The sequence below is a fragment of the Bacteroides sp. 3_2_5 genome, from assembly GCF_000159855.2.
Taxonomy (GTDB): domain Bacteria; phylum Bacteroidota; class Bacteroidia; order Bacteroidales; family Bacteroidaceae; genus Bacteroides; species Bacteroides fragilis.
This window is the reverse complement of the sequence record NZ_JH636044.1, coordinates 891,781-917,442: the sequence shown is the minus strand read 5'-3', so window position 1 is coordinate 917,442 and position 25,662 is coordinate 891,781. Positions and strand designations below refer to the sequence as shown.

The following is a 25,662-nucleotide window of genomic DNA, read 5'->3' as shown; positions in this document are numbered from 1 at the left end:
ATTTATAGTCCGGTCACTCTATTTGCTCTTCCGGATAATTCACCAGATAGAGAGTTTTCGATGCACGCGTAAAAGCTGTATACAGCCAACGGAAATAATCAGGTGTCAGATACTCATCCGACATATACCCCTGGTCAAGAAAAACATTTTGCCATTGCCCGCCCTGCGCCTTATGACAGGTCACCGCATAAGCGTATTTCACCTGTAGAGCATTGTAGTGTGGGTCAGCTTTCATTTTTTTCATTCGCTCCCGCTTGACGGTGATGTCCACATAGTCTTCAAGTACAGAATAAAAAAGCCGGTCGTTTTCTGTTTTGGGTAAAGCAGGTGCATCCGAATGAAGCGTATCAAGCAACAAATTAGCTTCCAACTCAAAGTCATTTTGATCGGGAAACGCAAGAAGTACTTCAGCAAACCTGAAACCATACAGTTCACGAGTACGCCTCACCCGACGAACCACAGCAATCTCTCCGTTCGCTATAAAATCCATTTCTTTATACTTCTCTGTCCAGAAGTAATTATTCTTCGCTACCATGAGTAAGTCACCCGTATTCAGTTCATCTTCCCTGTAAAGAATCTGAGCACGTATACCTTTATTATATATATTAGCCCGTTTATTGGAACGGCATACCACAATCGTCTCGTCCATTCCGTCTTTTTCGTAGCAGCCGGTCAGGGTATCGATCAACTCGTCGCCACGTACCACCTGTATATCCGGAAATCCGCTTACTTTTATCTTAGGCAGCGAAAAACACTCGTCTTCAGCAATCAACTGCCGAATCTGAGTGGCATTCCATAAAATACCGGACGACTGAACCTGACGTACCACCTGTGTGAGATCAACCTCTATGACATTCAGTCCATATCCTTTCAATGCCTCGGTAGCAAGTGCCGGACTTTGCTCTTCTCCTACCGGAGGCAACTGAGCCGTATCTCCCATCAACAATAAACGACACCCTACACCGGAATAGACAAACTCCACCAAATCATCCAACAGACGTCCGGTACCGAACATCGAACCGGACAAACCTTCATTCGAAATCATGGAAGCCTCATCTACAATATATAATGTATGAGTAGTCAGATTATCATTAATTGAAAAATTACTTACTTCATTCGAAAAAGACTGCTGCCTGTATATCTTTTTATGAATGGTAAAAGCCGGGTGTCCTGCGTAAGCAGAAAATACTTTAGCCGCTCTTCCCGTAGGAGCCAGTAAAACCGATTTCTGTTGTAACTTATCCATCGCTTTCACTAAGGCCCCGACAAGAGAAGTCTTTCCTGTTCCCGCATATCCACGAAGCACAAAAACCGTATCATTAGCCGTAGAAAGTAGAAACTCCGAAAGAGATTTTACAGCTATTTCTTGCTCAAAAGTTGGCTGATAAGAAAAATTTTCCTTAATTTGCCGCTCTAAATAGTTATTTATCATTTTTGTACGAGAAAAAAGTTACAAGAACTATCGTTAATTAGATTTATTTATTTTATTTTTGCGCTACGAATATAAACTAAAAAAAACATATTTATCATGAAAACAGTATTTAATATCGTACTAGGTGTATGCGCCATTGCTTTGGTTTACATTTGCTATGCTAGTATCATGGGTCCTATCAACTTCGAAAAAGCTAAAAAGCACAGAGACAAAGCAGTTGTTGCCCGCTTGATTGATATTCGTAAAGCTCAGGCAGAATATCGTAACATTTACAAGCAGTATACTGCAAGCTTTGACACACTGATCGATTTCGTTAAGACACAAAAGATTCCTTTCGTATCTAAAGAAGGCGTATTGAGCGACAAGCAGCTGGAAGACGGTATGACTGAAAAGAAAGCCATGGCTCTGATCAACAAGGCTAAAAAGACTAACAACTGGAAAGAAGTTGAAGCTGCCGGCCTGATGGGCTTCAAACGTGATACAATATGGGTTGCCGTAACAGATACGATCTACGATAAGTCATTCAATGCAGACTCTTTGAGATATGTTCCGTTCGGTAATGGTGCACAGTTCGAAATGTACACTAAAAACGATACAACTAAATCAGGAGCTCCTATCTTCTTGTTCCAGGCCAACACTCCATATGATGTATACTTGAACGGACTTGACAAGCAAGAAATTGCAAACTTGAAAGACCTTCAGGTTAAATTGGGTAAATATGCCGGTTTGATGGTAGGTTCTATCGATACTCCTAACAACGGCGCAGGTAACTGGGAATAATCCGAATATGCCCGATAGAGCAATTGCAGAAACGATTGACTTTGGTAAATCGGAACAATATACATTGTCCATCCGTCTTAGTACGGATGGATTTTCTTTTTCTATCTACAATCCGATTCACGATAGTTCGCTCTCTTTCTTTGAGAAGGAGGTCGAGGCTTCATTATCTCTTACAGCCAATCTCAAACAGGCTTTCCGTGAATTGGACTTTCTGAATCATACTTACAAACGGGTAAACATTCTGATGGCAGACAAGCATTTCACCCTAATCCCCCTTGAACTGTTTGAGGATGATCAGTCCGAAATGATATTCTACCATAACCACACTCCCAAAGAAAATGAAACGGTAAAATATAATATTTTAAAAAAGAATAATGCCGTAGTCATCTTCGGCATGGACAAAAGTACTTGCCAGTTCTTATCCGATCAGTATCCTGAAGCAAGATTTTATTCACAAGCAGCTCCATTAGCAGAATATTTTTCGGCGAAAAGCAGATTAGGCAACAGTAAAAAGATATATGCTTCTATTCGCCGTGATGCCATCGACTTTTTCTGTTATGAACGTGGACATCTGCTTCTTGCCAATTCATTTGAATGTCGCAAAACAGGTGACCGAATCTACTATCTGCTCTATCTCTGGAAGCAGTTGAATTTTGATCAGGAACGGGACGAACTTCACCTGACAGGTGCATTTTATGATAAAGAGAAACTAATGCAGGAGTTACGTAAATACATACAGCAGGTATTCATAATGAACCCTGCAAGCAATATTGACATGCAAGCCTTATTAACATGCGAGTAATCAGTGGAATATATAAAAGAAGAAGATTTGATGTGCCCAGAACCTTCAAGGCACGTCCGACAACAGATTTTGCCAAAGAGAATCTGTTTAATGTATTATCCAATTACATGGATTTTGAAGAGGGCATTGTTGCTCTCGATCTGTTTGCCGGTACAGGCAGTATCAGTATAGAGCTGGTTTCACGTGGGTGTGACCGCGTCATCAGTGTGGAGAAAGACGGAGCCCATCATGCTTTCATCAGCAAAATCATGAAAGAGGTGCAAACAGACAAATGCCTGCCTATCCGTGGAGATGTATTTAAATTCATAAATGGCAGTCATGAACGGTTTGATTTCATTTTTGCCGATCCTCCCTATGAACTAAAAGAGTTGGAAACAATTCCGGATTTAATTTTCAAGAACAACCTGCTGAAAGAGGATGGCCTGTTCGTTCTGGAACATGGCAAAAAGAATAACTTTGAAGATCATCCCCACTTTATAGAAAGAAGGGTATACGGAAGTGTCAATTTTTCCTTCTTCAGATAGATTGAAGAAGGTTTTCCTTATAGCAACGGAGCCAATAATCGAACTACAGACTCCATTGCCTTCTGACGCGAAGAACGTTTTTCCCAGCTCTTCAGGAAAATCTGAGTACTTTCCCGCTGATCCTGCAAGAAAATCTCCCGCATCTGCAATGCTGTCTCCATATCGTACATAAAGGCATTTACTTCAAAATTATGTTCAAAACTACGGAAATCGAGATTGGTAGACCCCACTGTCGAAAGCATATCATCCGAAACCATTAATTTAGAATGCAGGAAACCCTTTTTATAAAAATAGACCTTGACTCCTGCACGCAATACATCTGCCAGATAAGAACAGGAGCCCAAATGTGTAACACGATTATCCGCATGCTCAGGCAACATTAACCGGATATCTACTCCCGCCAATGCAGCAGTCTGCATTGCACCCAAAATTTGTTCGGTAGGTAAGAAGTAAGGCGTCTGCATATAGAAATATTTCTTAGCACCGGATATGGCTACTGTCAACCCTTGCATAATCTCTTTCCAGGGACCGATCGGTTCACTTGTCACAATCTGTACCAAAGAATTGCCATAAGCTTCTATCTTAGGAAAGTAGCGCGAAGCAGTGATCAGAGTGCGATCCACGAAATACCAATCGAGCAAAAAAGCAGTCTGAAGACCATGTACCGCTTTTCCTTCAAGCAATATATGCGTATCTCTCCAGATTCCCCACGAAAAGCCACGCATATAACGTTCGGCAAGATTCATTCCACCGATAAATCCAATACGTCCGTCAATCACCACAATCTTCCGGTGATTGCGATAATTCACTTTACTCGTAAACAAGGGAAAACGGACCTTCAAAAAACTGCGTACCTCAATTCCTGCATCTCTCATCTCTTCGAAAAAGCGATGAGGAACATGCCAACATCCTACATCGTCATAGATCACACGCACCTCGACTCCCTCCCGCGCTTTCTCGATCAGTACATCACGTACCAATCGTCCCACAGGATCATCCTCAAAGATGTAATATTCCATATGAATATGAAGCCTCGCCTTTTGCAGCTCTCTCAACAGAGCTTGTAGTTTAGAATATCCGCCAGTGTAAATATCGACCCGATTTCCCTCAAACGGAAAAGCCTGGTTCGTATTCTGGAACAGCTGTATCAGCCGTGCATATTCCTTCGGCGTTTCACAGCAGTTCTGCGCCAAATACTCTGCCATCGGTTTTTTGAGCAAACGGTCATAACTTTTCTTACCGATAATCTTCTCACGCCTTTGGCTACGCCCAAAAAAGAAATAGAAAACCAACCCTACAACCGGAAGAAACATCAGGATCAGAATCCATGCCATTGTCTTCACCGGATTACGATTGTCGAGAATCACGATGACAATCGTACCGATAATAGCCCCGAAATAAATAATATCAAAGGCAACGGTAGCTATTACACTTGCTATGTAGTTCCAATCTATCATATTCGCCCTCCGCGGATTATACAAAGAACAAATGTATGGAAAATATCGGATACGAACAACAACTGTCCCGATTCAAAACGATAATCCCTCCGGACCGATACAAAATTAAAGAGATTTTGCATCGGTCCGGAGGGAAGTTGCCTGTGTTAACAAGATATCTTATTAAAAACGGGGATGTCCGCCACCAAAGCCACCGCCGGGACCTCTACCGGGTCCACCAAAACCTCTTCTACCACTATTCATCATCTTTTCTCGAGCAGCTTTACTGCCGAAGATATTCAGACGGTAGATAAAGTGTACCATACAGTAACTATTAATACCGTTATATTCGGATACCGAACGCATATCGGCTGACAATGAACGGCTGATGTTACTCTGTTGTCTCAAAATATCATAAACCTCAAAACTAACAGTAGCAGCACCTTTCAGCAATGACTGGGCAAGTTGTGCATTCCAGATAAGTTCGTCACGGTTCATGCTTGAGTCACGATAGCCGCGACGACTTTGATTGGCGATGTTTGTAGCCAAAGTCATTTTCCAAGGCATCGTAATATTGGTACTTGCTCCATAAGAATATGTATAAGGTTCCTGATTGTTCTCCGGACGAAGTTTATTACGTTCGGCTGTGTAATTGATCGAACCGTTCAAAGAAAATTCAAACCAATCATTGCGATAGGAACCTGTTACTCTCTCACCTAATGTCAGGCCTGTACTTGTATTTCTATCATTGTTTTTCGTATCCTGATTATAAAGGAACGCCACATTATTCTGGTAGTTCACATTAGTGAAAGTATTAATCGTATACTTCTTATTCTTTAAAGCTGTATTGAAACCGAACATACCAAACGCATTCCAATTACCATTGATATTCTCCGGTCGTGTAATCAATCCACCGGTTTCTTCATTATAGCGAGTACTGTTACTGATGCTGTTCTGTGTAGCTGTAAAGCTAAAGTGAGTCATGATTCCACGCTGTTTCTCTGCATTATATGTATTATAGAACAAACGCATCGTATGTGCAAAAGAAGGCTTCAATCCGGGATTACCCATACGTATATTCAACGGATTGGAGTTATCGGTTATAGGCAATAAGTTCTCCATAGTAGGCTGATTGCTACGTCCCCGATAGGTGAAACGCAACTGACTAACTTTTGAGAAACGGAAACGCAAGTCCATATTCGGTGCGAAGTTGAATACAGTACGTGTTGTATCAATCATATAGTCTCCTTTTTTATAAGACAAGGTAGAATTCTGTGGTTGGAAAGACATACCCACATTCAACTGATACTTCGGACGAATGAAACGCAACCCCACTGAAGCGTCATGGTTATAATAACGATATTCAGCATTCTTGCTCAAGCTGTCCACTGCATGAGACTCATACCCGGAAGGGAGAGCTCCGCCGATAGCCCAGTCCGGATAATCGAGCAAATCGAACGTGGTCTTGTCACTCTTGCTATATTTATACTGAAACTGATAACTGAACTGCAAGAAAGTGGCCTTGGCAATGGGTTCGCTATAAGTCACTTGGGCCGTATAGTTATAGTTGCGTGTAGGAGTTGTAATATATTGATTACGATATAGGATAGAGTCACCTCCCAAATGATTCAGCAATTGGTAATAACGTGTTTCAGACTGTGTATACTGATCGTTATCATTATCACCATATCCAAAGACTCCACGGAAAGTCAGGTTACGTCCTCTATTATTCAATTTTCGGTTAACCTGTAAAGTGGCGTTTCCCGAAAGACTTTTGCCTTTAGACAACGAAGCACTATTGGTGGCATTCACACGAATGTCTTTCAACGGATCGTCAGACAAATTATCAAAATTCAGATAATCATTTGGATTTACGATCAGATTGAAAGGATCTTCATTGAAAGTGCCCGATTCAGAGCGAGAAGCATTATTTGTCCTCCCATAGGAGAAATTAGGGCGAAAGATAATATTTGTCAAAGTATCCGGTTTCCATTCCATACGGAAGTCAGCATTCAGGTTTGTTCCTTTATTCCGGTTCTTATTATTCGAATTAGAATATGAATTGCCATTCTGAAGGAAACGTTCGGAAGAATTGATACTTGAGATATCAGCATCCTGGAAGTTATATCGTACACTACCTCCCAGTTCTAGCTTGTTGGTCTGGGTCGCAAAGTTGGCACCCAACATTTTAGTAGCATTCAAGCCATTGTTACTACGCCAGCGCGGACCGCCACCCCCTCCGGAGAATCCCTGATCATTTACATTATTCGCCGAGCCTATAATAGAGAACTGGGTTTTATCGACAAAGCGGTTCAGCATCATTCGTCCGGTATAGCGATCTTTAGTACCGGCTCCCAAATCTGCATTACCAAACCATCCCTGATTCATCCCTTTTTTCACAGTCAAGTCGAGTACCGTTTCTTCTTCACCGTCATCAATCCCCGTCACACGTGCCAGATCCGACTTTTTATCATAAGTTTTCAGTTTATCGACCATGTCTACCGGAAGATTCTTCAAACCGGTTTTCACGTCTCCACCGAAAAACTCCTTACCATCAACCATAATTTTCTTCAGATCCTTACCATTGATTTTCACATTACCGTCATCATCAATTTCAGCACCCGGAAGTTTCTTGACCAATTCTTCCAACATAGCCCCCTCAGGTGTACGGTAAGCACTGGAATTGTACATTAACGTATCTTCTACAACCGTCACTTGCGGAGCTTCTGCTACCACAACCGCTTCTTGCAGCATGACAGCATCAGTTGCCAGTTCAATATTCCCCATCTTTTTTGCAGGAACATTAGCTGTTAGCTGCACAGGAATAATTTTGGTGACATACCCGATGAAAGATACTTTAAGCAGATATTTTCCCGGTTTCTGCTTGGATAAAGAAAAGTAGCCTTGTGTCGAAGTGGTCATACCCGCTACCTGAGCACTGTCAGGGAGAGATAATAACTGCACAGCAGCGAGTTCGACCGGTTCCTTCGTACCGGCCTCTATTACACGGCCCGATACGGTTACAATTTTGTTTTGCGCATAAGTGGATAGGGTAGCTGTCAGCAGCAACACCGTCCAGATCAATAGTTTCTTCATTTGCCTGTAGGTTGAATAATAACAATCGTTTGTTTGACAACCTTCAAAGCAAAAGGTTTAATTTAAACACAATTATCTTTTAAAGATTTTATCGATTCGCGCTTTTTGCATACCAAATTCAAGGCAGAGTACATTGATAATAAGAAAAATAAGAAAAGAAGAGGTATCTACGGTCATGATATCTCCTGTTGCTACCCGATAAAGCATCCCGCCAAACAAAAAAAGTACAGTCAGAAAAATAGCATTACGAGTAGCTTTGTTCCGTATAATCTCTGTTTCACGACCTTCATTACGTGATAAAGCAAAAATAATCATCATTGCTCCCAATATCATCAGCAGTTTAATACACTCTTTATAAAATAATAAGTTACTGTCCGTTACCATTCCCTGCATCAATAACAGGAATGGAATAAACATAGAAATAACAAGAATCACATATCCTAAAGGACGGCAGAATACAGGTAATAATGCTTTCATCTTATCTAAATTTAATGTCACAAAGATAGCTTTTTCTCACAAACAGAACCCCATGTTTTACATTTTTAAGTGCTAAGTTTCACTATTTATCTCCGAACTCCTATCTTTGCAGTACATAAAAAAACATAGAACCATTATGAGTAAACAAGAAGTCATCCTTTGTGAAGATCTGGAAAGTAGTCTTAAACGTGCCATCGACAACTGCCCACACGACCGCCTGTTCATTCTCACTGACGATCATACTCACCGTCTCTGCCTTTCTCAACTGGCAGGCTTATCAATCCTGAAAGATGCTGTCGAAATCACCATCGGAGCCGAAGACGTACATAAAACACTCGAAACCCTGGCCTCTGTCTGGCAGGTATTAAGTGAAAAAGGCGCTACCCGTCACTCGCTCCTCATCAATCTCGGGGGCGGAATGGTCACTGATTTAGGTGGATTTGCAGCCGCAACCTTCAAACGCGGCATTGCCTATATCAATATTCCCACCACCCTGCTGGCAATGGTAGATGCTTCTGTTGGCGGGAAAACCGGCATTAATTTCAATGGATTGAAAAACGAGATAGGTGCCTTTGCACCGGCAGCCAGTGTATTAATCGAAACAGAGTTTCTCCGTACACTCGATGCACATAATTTCTTTTCGGGATACGCCGAGATGCTAAAACACGGACTGATCAGCAACACCTCTCACTGGGCTGAACTGCTTGCATTCGATACGGAGAAGATGGATTACGGATATCTGAAAAAATTGGTAGGCCACTCCGTACAAGTGAAAGAAGATATAGTGGAACAAGATCCATTCGAACACGGCATCCGCAAAGCATTAAACCTGGGACATACCGTAGGACACGCTTTCGAAAGTCTGGCGCTTGCTGAGAATCGTCCGGTTCTTCACGGATATGCCGTAGCTTGGGGCGTTGTTTGTGAACTCTATCTATCACATCTCAAAGCCGGCTTCCCAAAGGAGAAAATGCGTCAGACCATCCAATTTATAAAAGATAATTATGGAGCTTTCCACTTCGACTGTAAGCAATACGACCGTTTATACGAATTCATGCAACATGATAAGAAAAACAGTGCAGGTGTCATAAATTTCACACTCCTAAAGGAAATCGGCGATATCAGTATCAACCGGACAGCAGATAAAGATACCATTTTCGAAATGTTCGACTTCTATCGGGAATGTATGGGAATGTAGAAAATAAGATAAATGAAACAAAGAGTTACCTCCAATCACATCGAACGATTGCAACCCAATGAAATATTCGTTTTCGGCAGCAATCTGTCCGGGCATCATGGCGGTGGCGCCGCCCTTTTGGCAATGAACAAATGGGGTGCCATCTGGGGACAAGGTGTAGGTTTGCAAGGACAAACTTACGGAATACCGACCATGCAGGGTGGAGTAGAAACAATCCGCCCTTATGTAGACGAATTTATTCAATTTGCAAATAAACATCCGGAAATGACTTTTCTGGTTACGGAAATAGGATGTGGCATAGCCGGATTTCCTCCTCAAGAAATAGCTCCACTATTTGCTAAAGCCACAACTACAGAGAATATCCACCTCCCACAACGGTTCTGGGATTTATTAGGAAAAATCCCAGAACACTTTATTTATCAAAAGATTATATTGTTAATTATTTATTTCTAAAAGATTAGTTTTAACGTTCTGTTAAAACTAATCTTTTAGAAACAGATCACTTGTTCTTTGTTGATAAAGAACAAGTGATCTGCAAAAAAAACGTTCAACCTAAAACTTTCAAATTAACAATGTTAATTAGATTACTACTTCCCAGAGCACTTCCTTAGCAAGAAAAAACAAATTAAAAGAAATAAACCATCCGAATATTTTGCTTATTCAAAATAAAATTCTACTTTTGCATCCGCAATTCGGGGTGTAGCTCAGCCCGGTTAGAGTACGCGTCTGGGGGGCGTGTGGTCGCTGGTTCGAATCCAGTCACCCCGACTAACCACAAAGCATTGATAATTGTAAGATTATCGATGCTTTTTTCTTTTAGAGCACTTAAGAACTATCATACGGTGCAGACGTAGATGCTCCCCCAACAGGATATTTAACCGGGATTTATGTTTTATCAAACAGTACCGGAATATCGGATATTAAAAAAAATGTTGAATATTCAATGCAGTTGCACGGATTCTTTCCGTTTGTTGCTCAGTATCTCAAGTTTTTTTCTATCTTTGCGTCAAATAAAGCAGCGCCCTGAAAATCAATGAAATATTTCTATTATGAATAATGCTGCACATAAAAAGACAACACAAAGAACATCTTATTAATAAAAAACTCAAACAGAAAATGAAACGCATTGTTTTTTTAGATTATGTACGCGTATTTGCGTGCTTTCTCGTTATGATTGTACACTCCAGTGAAAACTTTTACGGTGCCGCCGGATCCACGGACATGGCCGGACCGCAATCTTATTTAGCCAGTGAAGCAGACCGCTTATGGGTAGCTGTATACGATGGCTTTTCACGCATGGCAGTACCATTATTCATGATTGTCTCCGCCTTTCTCCTTGCTCCGATGAAAGAAGAACAAACTACATGGCAATTTTATCGCCAGCGATTCCTTCGTATCATACCACCATTTTTTATATTCATGATACTATACAGCACCTTACCAATGTTGTGGGGACAGATAAACGGAGAGACATCATTAACGGATCTATCACGAATTTTCTTGAACTTCCCGACACTTGCAGGACATCTGTGGTTTATGTATCCTCTAATCAGTCTTTATCTATTCATACCTATAATATCTCCATGGCTGAGAAAAGCCTCGGCAAAAGAAGAACGCTTCTTCATAGGGTTGTTTCTGTTATCAACATGTATCCCATATCTCAACCGTTGGTGTGGTGAAGTATGGGGACAATGTTTCTGGAACGAATATCACATGCTATGGTACTTCTCAGGCTATCTGGGTTACCTCGTGCTGGCACATTATATACATACTCACCTTACGTGGAGTCGTTCAAAACGTTTCATCATAGGAACCATTTTAATGGTTATCGGAGCCGTATTAACCATCTATTCATTCTATAGCCAGGCTATACCCGGTGAGACTCTTTCCACTCCCGTAATAGAAATAGGATGGGCCTTCTGTACAATCAACTGTGTACTGCTCACAGCGGGTACATTCCTCATGTTTACGTGTATCAATAGCTCAAAAGCTCCACGAATCATAACAGAAATGTCAAAGCTCAGCTACGGTATGTATCTAATGCATATCTTCTGGCTAGGATTATGGGCAACAGTATTTAAGTATACCCTGGCACTGCCTACTGTTGCCGCTATACCATGCATTGCAATCAGTACATTTATCTGTTGCTTCATAACTTCAAAACTCATTTCATTCATACCGGGCAGCAAATGGATCATAGGATGAACATTTGAGTATGGCTACTTCCATAAAATCGGATACGCCCCATATGTAATAGTCCCATGTAGACGATTTATATTCAGACATGTACAAATCTGAACCTGACAGAATTCTCTTTAAATAGATAAATAGCAATTGAGCCCCTGATCGGAATATACCGGCCAGGGGCTCAACTTTAAATATAAAAGAAAAATATATGAATCGGTCATTGCTTGATCATCCTCAATTCATGCCTGATATAGCGGCGTATCACCCGGTATCGGGGATGCAAAGCATAAAGCGGACGGACAGAGTTATGACCGACACCCAATAGTATCAGACAAAACAGACTTATTAATGTAAGCCATCCATAAAGTTCTTTCATAGAAACCATCAATGCCTGTTGTTGTAAAGCAGCATATAATTCTCCCAAAGGGATATGACTTGCCTGTGGATGAAGTGCATCCAATGTACTGCCAAGTAACATCACATTTTTCTGCATCACTACGTTCAAGACTCGTCCGAGAACAGCCGAACCGAGTGCTCCTCCAAAGCTTGCACTGACAAATGCCTGAACAGAAACCGCCTCAAAAAAGTTCTGAAACGGTACGCGCGAAAGTGCGGTGATAAAACATATAGCGATAATCACATATCCGAAACTACGTAAAAAGAGAGGAAAAGCCAAAACCTCTTTACATAAATTGTAATCTATCGTAAAATAGAACATCATCAAATAACCGGTGATGGAAATAAAAGCAATAACCGTCATTGTCCGGTAACACCATTTACGACGTGAAAATGTATAGAATGTGAAAACACTCCCCACAATCGTTCCCAGTACTAATACCCAATTGAGTGAAATCACGTTTAAAGAGTCATACCCAAGCACGGCTTCCATATAAATATGTTCGAGCAAGTGCGAGGGTGCCAATAAAATGTCGACAACCATATAGAGCAAAAAGGTAAGGTAAACGGCTTTAAACCGCCAGGTGACCAATGCTATGAACGGGTGGCGAATAAAAGAAGCACGCCACAAATTCAATAATAGGACTACTACTCCGCCCACGGTAACCATCCGGATATAAACAGATTCATACCAATCATAGTGTTCGCCATATACACAAACAAAGATAATACACAAAATCACTATCCCCCACATCAAGGCTCCCAACCAATCAATACCGAAAAGAGGCAACTTGGGCATCGAACGATAATTACGAAACAAAATCATAGTTGCTATCATCACAAGCAACAATAATGCAATAATCAGCCAATGCATATATTCCCATTTTATCCAAAAAGCAGTATAAACAGTTATCAATCCGGATAATTGAAGACAACCTTGTACCAAAAGATAGATATAACAAAAGAAGACAGAAAGGTCCCTCTGAGGCGTAAGCCAGAGTTGAATAGTGGAATTACACTCAAAAGTGGCCCACATCCTGAATATCCCACCAAAGAAACAGGCTGTCACCAATAACGGCACACTACGAGTATACATGCATATCAGATTACACAAAATGATAGCAATACTACATGTCAGGAAAGCTGTTTTCGAAGGGAAACGAAACTTCAGCCGAAACATAATGGCAAATGTCAACGACATCCCTACCAAAGAAGCGTATCCTGCCATCATAATATCCTCCTGCATCAAAGCTGTCGAACCTACCATTTCACTAACCGCAGCCAAATAAACGCCTCCGGAAAATTGAAAGACAATAACAAAAAGAATAACAATCCACGGCCTCCACTTTTCAGGAACAAAATCGCGCATCGCCGGAATGGTAAAAGGAGTTATTTCATGCATACATTAATAGTTTACTACACATTCCACATTCATTCCGGCACGCAGGCGTTTCATATCTTCGGGCCTATTTTCGCCGGTAAATTCTATCCGGACAGGAATACGCTGTTCCACCTTCACAAAATTGCCTGCGGAATTATCCTGTGGAAGAAGAGAAAAACTTGCCCCTGTTGCCTGAGAAACCGATTTTACTATTCCTTTAAACATTATTCCTGGGATGGCATCTACTTCTATACCCACCGGATAACCTTCGCCAATATGGGCAGTTTGCGTCTCTTTGTAATTGGCTACCACCCATTTATCATGGTCATCCACCAGGTTGACCAGTGTCTGTCCGGGTTGCACTAACACACCTTCCCGAATCTCTTTCCGCCCGGTAGTTCCGTCACACGGAGCTATAATCACCGTATATGAAAGATTTAGCCGGGCTATCTCCAAAGTTGCTTCTGCCAGTTTAATCCCAGCTTCGGTCTGCTCCAAGCGTTCAGTTTGTTCTTGTTTGACGAGGGCCGTCGATTTCTTTTGGCGAAATAACAATTCATAACGTGCTTTTGATGCATCAAAATTTGTTTTCACCGCATCGTATTGCTGGCGGGTGACAGCATCCCGTTCCAGCAAATTCTGATAGCGTTTATATTCGCGTTCAGCATTATCCATGCGTACTTTAGCTTCTTGAATACCGGCATCGGACACAGATATATTATTCTGGATGGTATGGATAGACGATGTCACTACACTCTTTCCGGATAAAGCATTCTGATAATCGGCTTCTGCCTGCACCAGTCTGAAACGAAATTCGGCATCTTCTATCAAAGCCAATGTGTCTCCCTTATGCACAGCCTGATATTCCGTAAAATATATTTTCTTAATAAAGCCTTGTATACGGCAATTGATAGGAACGATATGTTGACGTACCTGCGCATTGTCCGTAAACTCTACGTTACCCAAATGGACAAAACGCGAACAGACCCACCCGAAGGCAAGAAGCAACACAAAAATAACAGAGAGATTGAATACCATTTTTTTAGTTTTCTTATTCATGACGATTGATTTTAGATAGTTCCGGAGATATACAGAAGTTTATAAAAATTAAAAACAATATTGATTCGGGCATTTACGAGCTGTAGTTCTGCCTCAAGTTTTGAATTGCTGGCATCCAGCATATCGGTGATCAGTGCCATATCATTCTTATAGCGGTCATGGATGACGGCATAGTTCTGATTGGCCAGTTCCACACTTTTCTGCTGAGTATTCAACTCCACATAAGTTTCCATATATTTCACCTGCGCTGCATTGACAGCCAAGCCGGTTTGTTCTTTAGCATCATTATACTGCTCCGTATTTCGCCGAACAGTGAATTTATCCCGAGCAATGGACTTACTGGCCTTGAACAGAGAAGAGAAATTATATTTCACCCCTACCCCTACGTACCAATAGTTGAGGTTCTTATTGATAGGAGGCACTTCGATGGTGATAGGCCCATCCAGTTTATTACCGGCAAATAGAGCTATTTGGGGTATTTGTTCCGAACGTGTAATTTTCTGTTGATGCTTACTCATTTCCACGGTAAGTAACATCTGTTTTAGTACAGGAGAGTTTGCATAAGCGGTATTTGTCCAATTCTCTTTATTTTCAATGGGGAGGGCTTTTGAGAGAATAGTAGTGTCCGGCTGTATTCTGGCATCCTCCGGTAAACCTAAAGTAGTAGTCAGATTGCTATTCAGGATAGAGATTGTATTTTCAATCTGTGTACGGGTCAATTCCAGATTGGCCAGCAACAATTCGTAGCGGGTAATATCGTTTTTCAGAACGATTCCTTCACACTCTTTCGCACGGAGTTCCTCAATCACCTGCTTGGTCTGCTCTATATTCTTTTCGTATACTTGCAACATATTCTGCTGTTTGAATAGATCCAGATAATAGCCGATAAGCAGGAAACCTACTTTATCACGCCCGGCATCCAAGCCCAGGCGAGCCATCTTTTCTTGCAAACGTGCAATAGCAATACTGTTTGTAATGCTACCTCCCGCATATACTACCTGAGAAGCCTCTACTGAGAAGTTATTACCCAAATGCGGCATAGGTGCATTGGTTCCATTCGAAAAATTACGGTCTATCAGCAGAGCATCACCCAAATAACTGAACGACAGAGCAGCTTCAATTTCCGGCAAACGGGCATTCCCGGCAATTCTTACGCCTTCACGGGCTTCACAAATACCGGTTGCATACGGACGCAATGATTTACTGTTACGGTCGGCAAGCGCAAACATATCTTCTATAGACATTATATGCCATGCCACTTCCTGGGCATACACACCCAAGGGACATAATGACGCACAAAGCATCATTATGAACAAAGAGAATTTGTTCATACGTTGTTACTTATGAATTTTTAGAAATAATGCGAATCAATAACTTCTTAGATCTTGATTCACACAGATAATAAAATGTAAAAAGGAGAAATCAAGTAAAGAGACTTACTTAATCAGAATTTTCTCTTCCCCACTGATGGAAAAGTGCAAGCTTGGTCAGTATACCTTGAAAGGACTCAAAACGGGACTTTCTGTGTTTCTGTTTCATTCGTTTCGTGGAACTTTATGCTCCATTCGAGAGGCAAAGGTACAAAAAACATGGGAATAACCGAACCAAATCGAAATAATAGTGTAGAGTAAACTAATTACTAGAACATTACAACAAAAGCTACAGAAACTCTTACAACGTCCTAAATGCACAAAAAAATGAAAAGTTATACAGCAGAGCGATTTTCCAAATCGTTACCCGACAGGAGGTATATTTTTTCTCTTACAATAATGCTATATCATCCTTTATTTATTTGAACATTCATTATTTAACTCACTGTTATGCAATCCATTAACCATATATATATTGAAGGGGGGGGACAACGAAGATAATGGCAGGGAATTATATACGTTCGAGTTCGTCAGGTCAAAAAACAAATTCCACTCTTTTAAATTCATTCATAGATTGAATATCTTGCTTTGTTTTACTAAATCAAAGTTTGGATCCTATGAATATAGCCTCTCTTCACTACTTTAGTGAAAAGAGGCTATAGTTACATTTAACCTGTTCTTGAGATTTTTATTTATGAAGAAGAAATTATTCTCACGAACCATCTCTTCTTAACCTGTATGTAAAAAAACTTAACCTGTATATATTTTCTTATACCTGATTACTCCTCTGCATGTCCCCCACCTGTATTAGGCCAATATATATTTTGATATAAATATGTGTTTTCTTTTGAACCATCCGGTGAGGCATATTGCATATCAGCAATAGAAATCGGATATAGGTAATAAGCTTTATGCCAATTATATCCATCTTTCAAAGCGTTTGTACTAGACATGGTACGGCTATAAGGGCGTAAATATTTGCTAAGTTCAGAACTTGAAACAATCGCATTGTCCGATCCATCAGCAACTAATTCCACTTCGTTCCCGTCACTGTCAACCATATAATTCCGATACATTCCATCCCAAAAGTTTACACCTTCAGGTATCCACTTGTCTGACAACATATTGTCAAATGAACGCCAACGTAACAAATCGGTATAACGTAACCCTTCACTAAATGTTTCCGCCATACGTTCACGACGGATATTATATAAAGTCTTATCCACCATTGATGTACCCGAATAAACTCCAAAATCTCCTTCTTTACTCAAATCCGTAGCAGCAATTGTCGCTTCGACATCTGTACTGACACCCGCACGTTCACGCAGAGCTTTCCAGTAACCTAAAGCTGTTGAGTTCAATGTTCCGGTTAGCTCATAAGATGCCTCCATATAGTTTAACATAGCTTCAGCGACACGGAAAATAGGACAAGCATTTGTCCCACGAATTTCGTCATTGGTTGTCTGTTCATAATCATAAGTATAATATTTACGCGGCTGATAACCGGTTATACAACGTTTCTCGTCTTCCGAAGCGGTAATATCCGCTTTAGAAAATAGGGTACCTACTGTCGGCGCTGACTCGTCCGTATCCAGAATCGTACTTTCTCCCCAAACAAACAACTGTAAACGTTCATCACGGTCTTTCTTTGCATTATCAATACTTGTATCACCTTGGTATCCACTATTTTCAGCATAAATAGGCAAACCGTTCTTCATCAAAAAGGCCTCTACGAACGTACGTGTATAACCGTCCGCACAGCCAATCTTACAACGATAAGGAGCATTATGTTTTACGCTTAACTCGCTATTATACTCTTTCCAAAGCAAGACTTCAGTAACATTAGCCAACGAAGGTTGGCTATACATCTCAAAATAAGGATTCCAACCTGTGGTAACACCTACGGTCGGCTCAATCACATGGTTATTTGATGTCAATTGTGCAGTACCTGCTACCTCTTCTGCCGCTGCTATAGCCTCGGTCAAGAAAAATTCAATTTCACCATCAATGCCAAAAATTTTACCGCTGTTGTAATCCGCATTTGCCCCCGGCCATTCACTGTCACCGGGTACACGACCGGAGTTTCTATGGTATTTCTCAAAAGTCCCTTCATACAGAGCCACTCTTGATTTGAACAACAAAGCCGCTTCGCGATTCAGACGTTGCCCGCTAAATTTACTGCGTGAAGCTAACAGATCAATAGCCTTATCCAAATCTTCCAGTATAAAACGCGCTACCTCATTACGAGGTGAACGCTTACTGGCCTCGACGACCTCATCATTATTATCTTCAAGTACAGTGGTTACAATCGGAAAATCACCAAACACTACTAATGCCCGATAATATGTAAGCGCACGCATAAAGTAAGCTTCACCAATATAATTCTTAATTAACTCTTCTTCGCCAGAGATCTCACCGGCTTCATATTTAGGAAGCACTTGTTCAAGAAAATAGTTACAAATACGGATATAAGAAAAATAACTGCTTTGCATATTTTTATCTGTAGGGACTTCCCAGTAATCATCGGCAAACAATGTAGTATTGCCACTTATACCTTGAACAAAGATATCCGTATTCCTGTCCGATCTGGCCATTCCATCATTATAAGCAGCTTCGTGATACATATAACCATTATAGGGGTTCTGTAAGAAAGAATTATAATAGTTATTCAGGTAACTTGCCAACTGGTCAGCTGTTTCATAATAAACCTCGGAAGTAATTTGACTGACAGGTTCTAAATCAAGCAGATCATTACAGGAAGTCACGGAAAAAGGCATCATTCCCAATAATGCATAGAATCCTAAATGTTTTATATTTATTTTCATACTCTTCATTTTAATCATATTAAAAATTAAGGGTCACTCCCAACGCTACGGTACGTTGTAATGGATAAGTCTTACCTGAAGTACCATAACTATTATAAGACCCGAGCGCTTCCGGATCATAGATACTCGACAATCCGGTAAGAGTAAATAAGTTATCACAAGATACATAAACACGACAATTATCAACACCTATCTTCCTTATTAACGATTGAGGTAACGTATAACCCAATTGAATATTTTTACAACGAATGTAGGAAGCATCTTGCAAATATCGAGTTTGGACCACTTGGTTTTTCGTAATACCTCCAAAATACGGTTTCGGGTAATAAGCATCTACGTTATTTTCTGTCCAGTAATCCAAATGTTCTTTAAAACAGGCACTTTGCCATACGTTACCCGTAGCTCCCCAGAAATAAGGGTCACCTTCGCTAAACGCATAGTCTCTTTTCAGCACGCCCTGAAAGAACACAGAAAAATCAATACCTTTCCATGCCACATCCAGATTCAAACCGATACGGTAACGAGGAGTAGAGTTACCAATCACTACCCGGTCTCCCGAATCACCAATTGTATTATCACCTGTAGAAACGATACCATCACCATCCAAATCTTTAAACATCACATCACCAGCTCCCCATCCAGACCCCCAGTTAGGCTTGTTATTTACGAGCCATGCATCCATTTCTTCTTGTGAAGAGGCGATACCCTCCGTCACATATCCCCAAATTTCATTCAATGATTTACCATTATAATAAGTACTTAAAGATCCGGTCTCATTTGGATAATTTAATATTTTCTGGGTTGCATCAGATAAATTCAAACGTGCTCCATATTTTACTTGCCCTATCCGATCACGCCATCCTATTTCAAGTTCCCATCCTATTGAACGCATATCGCAGTTGTTGATCTGAGGGGCAGATGTACCCAAGGCAGAGCCAAGCGTAGGAGCAGGCCCTATCATATCTTTCGTCTTACGGCAAAACCAGTCAAACGAACCGGTCAAACGATTGTTGAACGCAGCCCAGTCCACGCCTATATCCCACGTTTCAATGGTTTCCCATGTCAATAAAGAAGAAACAATATCAGGTATAGATGCCGTATTTTGCTTTTCACCATCAATCAGCCAACTACCTGATGACGAACTGATACTCTGTTGTTGATAGAAAGGATACCAATCCGTAAATGAATTATAATCAGAACTAGTATTCCCTAACTGTCCCCAAGAAGCACGGAGTTTCAACATGCTGATTTTATCAGATAACTTTTCAAAAAAAGATTCACGTGCAATGTTCCAACCTAATGACATAGAAGGGAACCACGCCCATCGCTTGTCTCCGACAAAACGAGAAGACCCGTCGTAACGTAAATTGAATTCAAACAAATAACGTTCGTCATAATCATAATTAAAACGTCCGAAATAACCGGCAGTCGCACGATTCCAATATGAATCTCCATTCTTTTTATTACTCTGTGCCTGACTCAAGTAGGGCTTTTCTTCGGTTGTCAGATTAGTACCACTTCCCCATAAATTATCCTGATCATAACGTTCATAATTCATACCGACCATTATTTTACCATTGTGTTTACCAAAACTCTTAGAATAATCTGAATATACATTCACGGTATAATAATTCTGTCTGTACCGATTATCGTAAACATACGTTTCGGTACCATAACCGCTATCACGCAAAAAAGCAGTACCATCCACATAATAATGGTATATAGGAATCGTATTTTCTGTTGTCTTATTATTCGCCACACGCATTGAACCTTCCATATAAATTCTCCAATCTTTTATGGGTTCAAAGGTGAATCTAATTTGTTGTGTAAATAGGTCGTTGTGCTCATCATAAGTACCTCCATCTTCCAGTTCAGCAATTTCCATACCCTCAGACCACTGTCCATTAGGGTCCACAGCAAAACAGGTAGGCCAACGACGGGCTATATTGTGGAAAAACAATCCATCCAAATACTGAGGTTTTGTGTAATCTTTACGTGTCCATTTAGTAGTGAGATCCATACGAGCCCAATCGGTAAGAATTGCACCTATCTTAGCATTCATGGTATAACGGTTGAGTTCGTCATGTCCATGCCGTATCAAACCATTCTGATTTAAAAAACTTCCGCTGACAGACCAATTGAACTGTTCCGTCCCCCCACTCAAGCTTAAATTATGTTGTGTGGAAGGTACATTCTTTTTATAAAATTCATCAAACCAATTCGTATTGGCAAATGAACTACCGTATTGATTCCACTTATTGGTTGATGTATTTGCCGTCGTACCATAATACTCCGGCTGAGACGGATCGGTATACATACCGGCTTGAAAATTCAATATCTTCTGCATAATTTCATCAGAGAAATAATTTCCAGCACCTGCATTGGAGTTGGCCGCATTAAAATAGGTCGCAAATGAATAAGAATCTACCATATCAGGTAACTGAGTTGCCGTACTGAAACGGACATCGCCCGAGTAAGTGACTTTCACCTTCCCTGCCTTTCCACTCTTAGTCGTTATCAGAATGACACCAAAAGCCGCCCGAGAGCCATAAATAGAAGCAGAAGCGGCATCCTTCAATACTGAAACACTCTCAATATCATTGGGATTGACAAGAGTCAAATCACCTTCAATACCATCAATCAATACCAATGGATCATCATTGGAACTGATTGACCCTGTACCACGGATGTTAATGCTCATACCTGAGTTCAAATCGCCCCCATTTACGGAAGTAGTCAAATTCAAACCGGGAATGGCACCTTGTAACGCCTGAGTAACATTGGCTACAGGACGCGATTCTATGACTTCTGACCCGACCATGCTCACCGCACCCGTTACATTTACTTTCTTCTGAGTACCATAACCCACTACTACCACTTCCTCCAAAGCCTGGGCATCTTCTTTCAAAGTAACATTCAAGGGTTTGTTATTCCATACTACTTCCACCTTTTGATAACCAATAAAAGAAATCTGGATTATATCTCCCTTTTTTACTCCAGGCAAAGAAAAACTACCATTAATATCAGTAATCGTGCCATTACTAGTACCTTTTACTACCACTGACGCACCGATTACAGTCTCTCCCGTCACATCTTTAACAACGCCAGTACATTTTCCATTTTGCTGAACGACATAAGTGCCATCACCAATCCCTACCGTCCACGCATAAGCCATTCCAGGAGAATTGCTCAAAAAGAACAAAAGGAAACAGATAGAACTTGATTTTTTAAACATAATAATTGATTTTAGTTTAACTAATAATTTTTCAGCAAAGAAAGTAATAAAGCAAGATCACTAACTTATTATTTTATCACTTAAATTTGTATATTTAGAAACCAAATGGACCACTAAAAACAGTTTGTAGACAAAAATCCTTTGTTTGTCTATTATTCTCTGTTTTGAGACTCCAAGGAAGTATTTTTGTAGAGAAAATACAGGAAAATCTTATGCATCTAAAAGAATTTATCCAATATTATAATGTATCATTTACATCTAATGAGGAAATTGCTTTTTGGTATATCAATCCTAAATTAATCAACGAAAATAAAAACATACCAGCCATACAAGATCTTCATTCTATATTATTCGTCATTGACGGAGAATTGAAAATTGAGGTAAATGGAAAAATCTTTCTCATGAACAGAAATTGCTTTGCTGATATTAATACCATACATAAGCCAACTTACAGACTTCTCTCCGCATCCGAAAATCTTCGTGCATACCATATCATAATGACCAAAGAGTATGTAATGAGGCTAGTGGGAAACAGAAGATTATTTTCTACACGTTATATATGTGAACGAATGAATAACCCAATACTACAAATAACACCTTCAAACACAGGAATATTTATAAAGTATCTACTAGATATAAAACAGATTTTTAAAAACGAAGGACATCTGTTCAGAACGGCCATACTGACACATTGCCTATGGAATTTTTTGGCAGAAGTTGCCAATTTTTCTTTGCTTGAAAAAGAAAAAACTCCAGAGGAGGTAGGCAATAAACGGAAACTGTATATACAGTTCCTTGAAATGATTTCCACAGAGATAAATAGAAAATACTCCGTAAACTTCTATGCCTCCAGACTATGTGTGACCCCTCAATATCTGCAACGTGTGGTCAAAATGTTTTCCAACAGAACAGTCCATCAGTGGATAAAAGAAGCTATCATGGGTGAGATCATGAAATTATTAAATGAAACAGATATGACGATACAACAGATAGCTGAAGATCTGGGGTTTCCTGACCAAGCCGCATTAAGCAAGTTCTTTAAACAAAATAAGAAAGTTCCACCTTCAATATACAGAAATAAGGAGTAAAAGGATTCTTTATACTTTTATTAAGAACGGCATTTTCACTTTCAACCGAAAAAGAACGAAAAGCCGCTTGTACTGCCATTAAACATCAACTAAAATGTTAGATTGGAAAATCTCTTATGATTTCTTTTCTTGCCTACCAGATTCTAAATTTTCATTTTCCGTTAGGCTGATATAGTATAAATCAAGAGAGAGTTAAGCACACAGCTTAACTCCCTCTATCTTATTGAGTTACTTTCTTATTTCTTATAAACCTTCAGATTTGTAATCTTACTATCAAACTTTCCGGCTTTCTCTAGCGGGAAGACTAAAGTGCGAACATAATTCATAGAATCTTTCCCGGCATTATAGTAAAGTTTTTGAGTATTCATTTCCTCTACTACCTGTCCATTGATAAGTAGACGGGTCGACTTATTATCACCACTGATACCGATGGTTGCTTTCTCACCTTTGTGGATACGGTGACTAAATGTATTCAAATAACCGTCACGGGCAAAACCCAACATGCCACGGATCGGATCGGAAAGATAAAATACGGCATCCGGAGAACGGAACAGTTCCGTACCCTTTGCTTCATTGGCTCCGTCAATGTCAAATGTTACCAGATAATCGTAACCGATTTCACGGTGAGGAGTCTCGCTATTGGGAGCAACGGAAGCCTGTTCATACACCAATCCCGGTGTAGTACCGATACGGCCGAGTTGATTAACACCCGGAGCCTCACTGATGGCATTGCGTTGTTTATCAAAGTCAGCATACGGAACAGATACATCTTTTCCGGTCCACATCTTCACAGCCAAAGTCTGCAAAGCCGGATAAACGCGGTGATGAATATCTTTTGTCGAGATGCCATTGCCTACATGATCGTTCCATACGGCAAACATACCACCGAGGATAGACGGATCTTTCTCCGGGAAAACAGCCTTTCCAATCTGTACAGGAGTCCAATTTTCGTACAAATACTTCGTGTTCAGATAATCATAATAGTATCCGGCAGCCGGAACAATGTATACCAGCCCGTCAGGAATACTAATCAATTTATAGCCTTGCTCTATCATGTCTTTCGGGTTGGCATAGCCATTGTACCAAGCACTCATGATCACATTCTCCGATTTCACCGGTGTATCACCTTTGGCATGCGTCAGTGCTCCCCATACACAAGCCTGTTTGCCAAAGCTCTCTACATAGCGGATATAATGGTCGGTGAAAGCACGGAACTTCTCTACTACATCTTTTTTCTTATTTGAGTATTCGTCAGTACCGATATGCACTTTCTTTCCACGGAATACAGGTTCATCCCCTTCCAGATACTCCTTAAAGAGTCCATCCATAAACTTATACGTTTCAGGATTAAACAGATCGAGATGGTCCATGCCGTACTCTTTACTGCCGATCTCCGGTTTATAATGTGTAAAGGCAAGAGTATGCGCCGGAGCATCAATCTCGGGAATGATTTCTACGTAAAGGTTCTCAGCCAACTTTTGTAAATCGATAAATTCACGCTTGGTGTAATAGCCGTCTTCGGCAGCCAAACCCGGATAAGTATCCGACTCCAAACGGAAGGCTGCATAAGTTTTCGACCAATCGTGCCCGAAGAACTGTTTAAAGCCATTATCATTCAAGTGAATCTGCAAAGTATTCATCTTGTAATAAGCCATAATCTTCACATAATCCTGAAGGAAAGAAAGAGGAATAAACTTTCGACCGCAATCTATCATAAAGCCACGCATAGCGTAGTCCGGAAAGTCACGCAAAGTACCTTTCGGGAACTGATGATTTTCGCTCTGTTCCGCAATCTGAAGCAGCGTACGGGTTCCCCAATATACCCCTATGCTTTCGGGAGCAGTCAGCAAGATACGATCGGTAACTTTCACAGTATAGCCTTCTTTGCCCAACTTCTTATCTGCACGAATGGCAAGAATAACATCACCGGCTCCGCCTTTGCCTTGTACTACCTCCGGTTTGTGACCGAACATCGTTTCACAGTCATCGGCCAGCATACGGGCAATGCGCAATAGTTCCGGCTGATTGGCAGGACAGACTATTTTTGTTGTTTCAGTCGGTACAAATGCCCCTTCGGCACCTTTCCACTCTTTCAGTTCGGGAATCACAAAAGGTTTGGGATTAACAACTGCACTAACGCCGGGGCAAACCAGGCATAGTGCCACAAGAATCATAAAGAATCGGTTAACAAATTTCATATCGTGTCGTTATAAAAGGGTTAATTCAACCGGACATCCGATTGTGGTACCAAAAGTAGTGTAAATCTACCGATTCTCCAACATTCTGTCTAAAATAAAAGAATGTTGGCACCCCGACAGACAAAAAGATCTATCTGCCGAAGTGCCAACGTGGGATCATTGTTTCCGCTGAAACGGT

The 25,662-nt window shown here is 40.7% G+C and carries 17 protein-coding genes and 1 tRNA gene; 8 read left to right on the top strand and 10 right to left on the bottom strand.

The window, feature by feature from the left end; translation table 11 throughout:
• Positions 1 to 13 precede the first annotated feature (13 nt).
• Complete coding sequence (locus BSHG_RS14055; RefSeq protein WP_008658538.1) at positions 14 to 1,432, bottom strand: ATP-dependent RecD-like DNA helicase; 1,419 nt, start codon at positions 1,430 to 1,432, stop codon at positions 14 to 16.
• Between the two features lie 96 nt (positions 1,433 to 1,528).
• Here BSHG_RS14055 and BSHG_RS14060 point away from each other — a divergent pair, with 96 nt between their 5' ends.
• The 3 genes from BSHG_RS14060 to BSHG_RS14070 are packed head-to-tail and all read left to right on the top strand — an operon-like array spanning position 1,529 to position 3,538.
• The gene (locus tag BSHG_RS14060; protein ID WP_005784817.1) at positions 1,529 to 2,212 is read left to right on the top strand and encodes a hypothetical protein; all 684 of its coding nucleotides are present in this window, start codon (positions 1,529 to 1,531) and stop codon (positions 2,210 to 2,212) included.
• Between the two features lie 7 nt (positions 2,213 to 2,219).
• On the top strand, positions 2,220 to 3,014 hold the full coding sequence (locus BSHG_RS14065; RefSeq protein ID WP_008658537.1) for a DUF3822 family protein: 795 nt from the start codon (positions 2,220 to 2,222) through the stop codon (positions 3,012 to 3,014).
• Positions 3,005 to 3,538, top strand: coding sequence for an RsmD family RNA methyltransferase (locus tag BSHG_RS14070; RefSeq protein WP_010992136.1), 534 nt, complete (start codon positions 3,005 to 3,007; stop codon positions 3,536 to 3,538). The genes BSHG_RS14065 and BSHG_RS14070 overlap by 10 nt, the downstream gene beginning before the upstream one ends.
• Positions 3,539 to 3,555: 17 nt before the next feature.
• Here BSHG_RS14070 and cls read toward each other — a convergent pair whose 3' ends face one another.
• From cls to BSHG_RS14085, 3 genes are all read right to left on the bottom strand, one after another.
• Positions 3,556 to 4,995, bottom strand: a complete 1,440-nt coding sequence (cls, locus tag BSHG_RS14075) for a cardiolipin synthase (protein WP_005796243.1) — start codon at positions 4,993 to 4,995, stop codon at positions 3,556 to 3,558.
• Between the two features lie 162 nt (positions 4,996 to 5,157).
• The gene (locus BSHG_RS14080) at positions 5,158 to 8,070 is read right to left on the bottom strand and encodes a TonB-dependent receptor (RefSeq protein WP_005796251.1); all 2,913 of its coding nucleotides are present in this window, start codon (positions 8,068 to 8,070) and stop codon (positions 5,158 to 5,160) included.
• Between the two features lie 72 nt (positions 8,071 to 8,142).
• Positions 8,143 to 8,547, bottom strand: a complete 405-nt coding sequence (locus tag BSHG_RS14085; RefSeq protein ID WP_005784807.1) for a hypothetical protein — start codon at positions 8,545 to 8,547, stop codon at positions 8,143 to 8,145.
• Between the two features lie 136 nt (positions 8,548 to 8,683).
• Between BSHG_RS14085 and aroB the strand changes: the two genes are divergently transcribed.
• From aroB to BSHG_RS14105, 4 genes are all read left to right on the top strand, one after another.
• Positions 8,684 to 9,745 (top strand): 3-dehydroquinate synthase, encoded by a 1,062-nt coding sequence (gene aroB, locus BSHG_RS14090; protein ID WP_008658536.1) that lies wholly within the window; start codon positions 8,684 to 8,686, stop codon positions 9,743 to 9,745.
• A gap of 12 nt (positions 9,746 to 9,757) precedes the next feature.
• The gene (locus BSHG_RS14095) at positions 9,758 to 10,198 is read left to right on the top strand and encodes a hypothetical protein (RefSeq protein ID WP_008658535.1); all 441 of its coding nucleotides are present in this window, start codon (positions 9,758 to 9,760) and stop codon (positions 10,196 to 10,198) included.
• 240 nt (positions 10,199 to 10,438) lie between these two features.
• Positions 10,439 to 10,513 (top strand) — tRNA-Pro (locus BSHG_RS14100).
• A 348-nt stretch (positions 10,514 to 10,861) separates the two neighbouring features.
• Positions 10,862 to 11,950 carry an acyltransferase gene (locus BSHG_RS14105; protein WP_008658534.1) on the top strand — a complete coding sequence of 363 codons (1,089 nt, stop codon included), beginning with the start codon at positions 10,862 to 10,864 and terminating at the stop codon, positions 11,948 to 11,950.
• 199 nt (positions 11,951 to 12,149) lie between these two features.
• Here the strand turns inward: BSHG_RS14105 and BSHG_RS14110 are convergent, their stop codons facing one another.
• The 5 genes from BSHG_RS14110 to BSHG_RS14130 form a co-directional block, all read right to left on the bottom strand.
• Complete coding sequence (locus tag BSHG_RS14110; RefSeq protein WP_008658532.1) at positions 12,150 to 13,730, bottom strand: hypothetical protein; 1,581 nt, start codon at positions 13,728 to 13,730, stop codon at positions 12,150 to 12,152.
• 3 nt (positions 13,731 to 13,733) lie between these two features.
• On the bottom strand, positions 13,734 to 14,768 hold the full coding sequence (locus BSHG_RS14115) for an HlyD family secretion protein (protein WP_008658531.1): 1,035 nt from the start codon (positions 14,766 to 14,768) through the stop codon (positions 13,734 to 13,736).
• An 11-nt stretch (positions 14,769 to 14,779) separates the two neighbouring features.
• Complete coding sequence (locus BSHG_RS14120) at positions 14,780 to 16,099, bottom strand: TolC family protein (protein WP_008658530.1); 1,320 nt, start codon at positions 16,097 to 16,099, stop codon at positions 14,780 to 14,782.
• Positions 16,100 to 16,917: 818 nt separating this feature from the next.
• Complete coding sequence (locus BSHG_RS14125; RefSeq protein ID WP_008658528.1) at positions 16,918 to 18,963, bottom strand: RagB/SusD family nutrient uptake outer membrane protein; 2,046 nt, start codon at positions 18,961 to 18,963, stop codon at positions 16,918 to 16,920.
• Between the two features lie 19 nt (positions 18,964 to 18,982).
• Positions 18,983 to 22,138, bottom strand: coding sequence for a SusC/RagA family TonB-linked outer membrane protein (locus tag BSHG_RS14130; protein ID WP_050444628.1), 3,156 nt, complete (start codon positions 22,136 to 22,138; stop codon positions 18,983 to 18,985).
• A 272-nt stretch (positions 22,139 to 22,410) separates the two neighbouring features.
• Between BSHG_RS14130 and BSHG_RS14135 the strand changes: the two genes are divergently transcribed.
• Positions 22,411 to 23,286 (top strand): helix-turn-helix domain-containing protein, encoded by an 876-nt coding sequence (locus BSHG_RS14135; RefSeq protein ID WP_008658524.1) that lies wholly within the window; start codon positions 22,411 to 22,413, stop codon positions 23,284 to 23,286.
• 236 nt (positions 23,287 to 23,522) lie between these two features.
• Here BSHG_RS14135 and BSHG_RS14140 read toward each other — a convergent pair whose 3' ends face one another.
• Positions 23,523 to 25,484: a family 20 glycosylhydrolase gene (locus BSHG_RS14140; protein WP_008658523.1), complete on the bottom strand. Its 1,962-nt coding sequence runs from the start codon at positions 25,482 to 25,484 to the stop codon at positions 23,523 to 23,525.
• Between the last annotated feature and the right edge of the window lie 178 nt (positions 25,485 to 25,662).

Coding starts and splice junctions, on each gene's coding strand:
- BSHG_RS14120 (WP_008658530.1), bottom strand. CDS start 16,099: ATGAACAAATTCTCTTTGTTCATAATGATGCTTTGTGCGTCATTATGT.
- BSHG_RS14085 (WP_005784807.1), bottom strand. CDS start 8,547: ATGAAAGCATTATTACCTGTATTCTGCCGTCCTTTAGGATATGTGATT.
- BSHG_RS14095 (WP_008658535.1), top strand. CDS start 9,758: ATGAAACAAAGAGTTACCTCCAATCACATCGAACGATTGCAACCCAAT.
- BSHG_RS14130 (WP_050444628.1), bottom strand. CDS start 22,138: ATGGCTTATGCGTGGACGGTAGGGATTGGTGATGGCACTTATGTCGTT.
- BSHG_RS14140 (WP_008658523.1), bottom strand. CDS start 25,484: ATGAAATTTGTTAACCGATTCTTTATGATTCTTGTGGCACTATGCCTG.
- BSHG_RS14105 (WP_008658534.1), top strand. CDS start 10,862: ATGAAACGCATTGTTTTTTTAGATTATGTACGCGTATTTGCGTGCTTT.
- BSHG_RS14135 (WP_008658524.1), top strand. CDS start 22,411: ATGCATCTAAAAGAATTTATCCAATATTATAATGTATCATTTACATCT.
- cls (WP_005796243.1), bottom strand. CDS start 4,995: ATGATAGATTGGAACTACATAGCAAGTGTAATAGCTACCGTTGCCTTT.
- BSHG_RS14110 (WP_008658532.1), bottom strand. CDS start 13,730: ATGCATGAAATAACTCCTTTTACCATTCCGGCGATGCGCGATTTTGTT.
- BSHG_RS14065 (WP_008658537.1), top strand. CDS start 2,220: ATGCCCGATAGAGCAATTGCAGAAACGATTGACTTTGGTAAATCGGAA.
- BSHG_RS14080 (WP_005796251.1), bottom strand. CDS start 8,070: ATGAAGAAACTATTGATCTGGACGGTGTTGCTGCTGACAGCTACCCTA.
- BSHG_RS14125 (WP_008658528.1), bottom strand. CDS start 18,963: ATGAAAATAAATATAAAACATTTAGGATTCTATGCATTATTGGGAATG.
- aroB (WP_008658536.1), top strand. CDS start 8,684: ATGAGTAAACAAGAAGTCATCCTTTGTGAAGATCTGGAAAGTAGTCTT.
- BSHG_RS14070 (WP_010992136.1), top strand. CDS start 3,005: ATGCGAGTAATCAGTGGAATATATAAAAGAAGAAGATTTGATGTGCCC.
- BSHG_RS14055 (WP_008658538.1), bottom strand. CDS start 1,432: ATGATAAATAACTATTTAGAGCGGCAAATTAAGGAAAATTTTTCTTAT.
- BSHG_RS14115 (WP_008658531.1), bottom strand. CDS start 14,768: ATGAATAAGAAAACTAAAAAAATGGTATTCAATCTCTCTGTTATTTTT.
- BSHG_RS14060 (WP_005784817.1), top strand. CDS start 1,529: ATGAAAACAGTATTTAATATCGTACTAGGTGTATGCGCCATTGCTTTG.